Source organism: Vannielia litorea (assembly GCF_018424695.1).
Classification (GTDB): Bacteria; Pseudomonadota; Alphaproteobacteria; order Rhodobacterales; family Rhodobacteraceae; genus Vannielia; species Vannielia litorea_A.
In genome coordinates this window covers 1-2676 of sequence record NZ_QTNQ01000175.1, presented here as the reverse complement: position 1 = coordinate 2676, position 2676 = coordinate 1, and the positions used below count along the sequence as shown (strand labels likewise).

Here is a 2676-nt window from a genome sequence, read left to right as displayed (position 1 = left end):
GGGGTGGTGGGCAGATTGCCCACCCTACGCGGGGCTTGGGTTTGCGTGGCGGGGCAGGTTCCGCCCTACGCGCCCTCGTAGGCCACCAGCGCGTGGACATCCATGCCGAGGGCTTCGAGCCGCTTGCGGCCGCCGAGGTCGGGCAAGTCGACGATGAAGGCGCAGCCCATGATCACGCCGCCGAGGCGTTCGACCAGCTTGATCCCGGCTTCGGCGGTGCCGCCGGTGGCCAGCAGGTCATCGACCAGCAGGATGCGCTCGCCTGCCGCGATGGCATCGTCATGCACCTCCATCACCGCCTCGCCGTATTCCAGCGTATAGGCCTCGGAGATCACCGTGCCGGGCAGCTTGCCCTTTTTGCGGATCGGCACGAAGCCGGTGCCCAGCTGGTGGGCGATGGCCCCGCCGAGGATGAAGCCGCGCGCCTCCAGCCCCACCACCTTGTCGATCGGCTCGCCCGCATAGGGGTGCAGCATCTGGTCGACGCAGAGCCGCATGCCGCGCGGGCTGGCGAAAAGGGTGGTGACATCGCGAAACATGATCCCCTCGTGGGGGAAGTCGGCGATTGTGCGGATGTAGTCGGCGACGGATTTCATGCACTTACTCGGAGGCGGGCTCTGCGCCTTCCTCCTGCTCGGCCAGCGAGTTCTGGAGGATCGCCTGTGTCACCTGGAAGAGCATGGCGTTGGGGTTTTGCTGGCACTGGGCGAGGGTGATCTCGACGATCTTGTTGCCGCCTACTTCCTGCATCTTGTCGAGGAAGGGCTTGGGCTTGTCGATGGAGGCGTGGGACCAGTAGCCGAGAACCCAGCCTGCGACCTGGGCCTGGTCGGTCACGTTCTGGGTGACGAAGGCGGCGCGGGCGCGCTCGCAGGTCCAGCGTCCGGTGCCCATCATATAGGCCTCGGAAAAGGCGGGGGCGGTGGTGGCGACGCAGAGGGCGGCGGCGAGGATGGTGCGGTTCATGGTTTTCTCCCGTGTCGGTCGGGCCATTGGTAACGGTCGTGGCGCAGGATGAACAGGGGTCACCAGAGTTGCGGGCGGGCGACCATGAGCCAGAAGATGCCGGTGAGCGCGGCGAAGGCGGGCCAGCCGAGGGCGAACCAGATGCGGTAGGCGCGCAGGGCCTCGGCGGGCAGGGCAGTGCCGCTGGCGGCGGCGGTGCGGGCGAGGGTGCGGATGCGGATTTGCAGGTGCACCACGGGGGCCCAGCAGGCGAAGGCGAGCGCATAGAGCGCGTAGGTGACGAGCAGCCAGGGTTCGGTGAGGTCATAGCCGAGGGTGTGGATCAGCAGCAGTCCGGTGAGCGGCTGCGCGATGCCTGCGGGTGTGGTGAAGATCCAGTCGGCGATCACCACGTGGTGGGCGGTGTGGGCGATGCTCTGGGCGTTGCCGGTGCGCATGGCCATGACCATTTGAAACGCCGTGCCGATGCCGGTGCCGAAGAGCACTGTGGAAGACAGGATGTGCAGCCACTTGAGGGTGAGGTAGGGGTCCATGCCGGGCCTTTCGGGGCGGGTCTGCGGCGATGAAGCGGCATTTGGCGCGGGCCGTCAAACCCCGTGGTCGCGGGTTTGCGCGATCTGTGGTAGGCTTGCCGGTGAGCTTGCGCCTTGTCCCGGCTATTGCCGGAGGAGCCAGTGCCATGACCCCCACCCTCGATATTCAGCAGCCGCAGCCCTTCGACCTCGTTGGCCAGACGATCCTGATTGCCGGAAACGCCACGGCCTTCGAGGGCACGTTGACGATCAACGTGAGCGAGGGGCATGACGAGGTGACGGGGTTCACCACGGTGGGGTCGCTCGGGTTGCGGCAGTTTCAGGGGAGCATCGAGATTCCGGCCACCACCAGCTTTCAGCTGACCCGGCTGTTCCTGACCCTGGCGGACGACACCGGCAGCGAGACCGGGCCTTCGGTGGTGATCCCGGTGCTCTTCGGCCCCTTGATCCTGCCCGGTTACAAGGGTTGGCAGCCCTACACGGTTCAGGCGGGGGATACGCTGACCTCGATCGCGCAGGCGCAGTATGGCAGCGCCGATTTCGGCCCGATTTTCGAGGCGAACCAGCATGTGCTGGCCAATCCGAACCTGATCTTTCCGGGCCAGGTGCTGCGCATTCCGCGCGATGACATCTAGCCTTCCGGGTAGGCCCGCTTGCAGGCGGCGACCTGGGCTTGTGCCTCGCGCTGGAGCTGGTCGCGTTTGATGATCATGTTGCGCAGCTTGCGTTGCTCTGCGCCCGGGTCGATGGCGACCTGTTTGGTGCGGTAGCGGGTTTCGGGGCGGTGGCACCAGCGGACGCCGACGTTTTCCTTGGCCGATCCCACGCACATTTGCAGGCCGGTCGTCACATAGGCCTCGCGCTCGATGGCATAGCCGCGGTCGACGTTGGCGCGGGTTTCGGCGATGAGCTTGTTCATCACCCGCAGGTCCTTGGTGGCGCGGGCTTCGCAGGCTTCTCGGGGCGTGGCGCAGGCGGCCAGGAGGGGGAGGAGCAGAAGGGGCAGAAAATGCCGCATCGGGCGTCCTTTCAATGGCTTGGCCCCCTGTTTAGGCTCGCGGCGCGGATTCGCCAAATCACGAATAAGGGGGAGGCAGGCCATGGCTGCTGTGATGGAAGACGAGAAGGCGCGGGCGGCGGCGTGGTTTCGCCAACTCAGGGATGAGATCGTGGCGGC

5 protein-coding genes are annotated in these 2676 nt (G+C 66.4%); 1 reads left to right on the top strand and 4 read right to left on the bottom strand.

The window, feature by feature from the left end:
• Window positions 1-65: 65 nt before the first annotated feature.
• The 3 genes from DYI42_RS23705 to DYI42_RS23695 are packed head-to-tail and all read right to left on the bottom strand — an operon-like array spanning window position 66 to window position 1499.
• Window positions 66-596, bottom strand: coding sequence for an adenine phosphoribosyltransferase (locus DYI42_RS23705; protein ID WP_213549571.1), 531 nt, complete (start codon window positions 594-596; stop codon window positions 66-68).
• 4 nt (window positions 597-600) lie between these two features.
• Window positions 601-966, bottom strand: a complete 366-nt coding sequence (locus DYI42_RS23700) for an HdeA/HdeB family chaperone (protein ID WP_213549570.1) — start codon at window positions 964-966, stop codon at window positions 601-603.
• A 59-nt stretch (window positions 967-1025) separates the two neighbouring features.
• Entirely contained in the window at window positions 1026-1499 is a 474-nt protein-coding gene (locus DYI42_RS23695; RefSeq protein ID WP_213549569.1) for a DUF2269 family protein, read from the bottom strand.
• 146 nt (window positions 1500-1645) lie between these two features.
• Here DYI42_RS23695 and DYI42_RS23690 point away from each other — a divergent pair, with 146 nt between their 5' ends.
• Window positions 1646-2134, top strand: a complete 489-nt coding sequence (locus DYI42_RS23690; protein ID WP_213549568.1) for a LysM peptidoglycan-binding domain-containing protein — start codon at window positions 1646-1648, stop codon at window positions 2132-2134.
• Here DYI42_RS23690 and DYI42_RS23685 read toward each other — a convergent pair.
• Window positions 2131-2517, bottom strand: a complete 387-nt coding sequence (locus DYI42_RS23685; protein ID WP_213549567.1) for a hypothetical protein — start codon at window positions 2515-2517, stop codon at window positions 2131-2133. The genes DYI42_RS23690 and DYI42_RS23685 overlap by 4 nt on opposite strands.
• Between the last annotated feature and the right edge of the window lie 159 nt (window positions 2518-2676).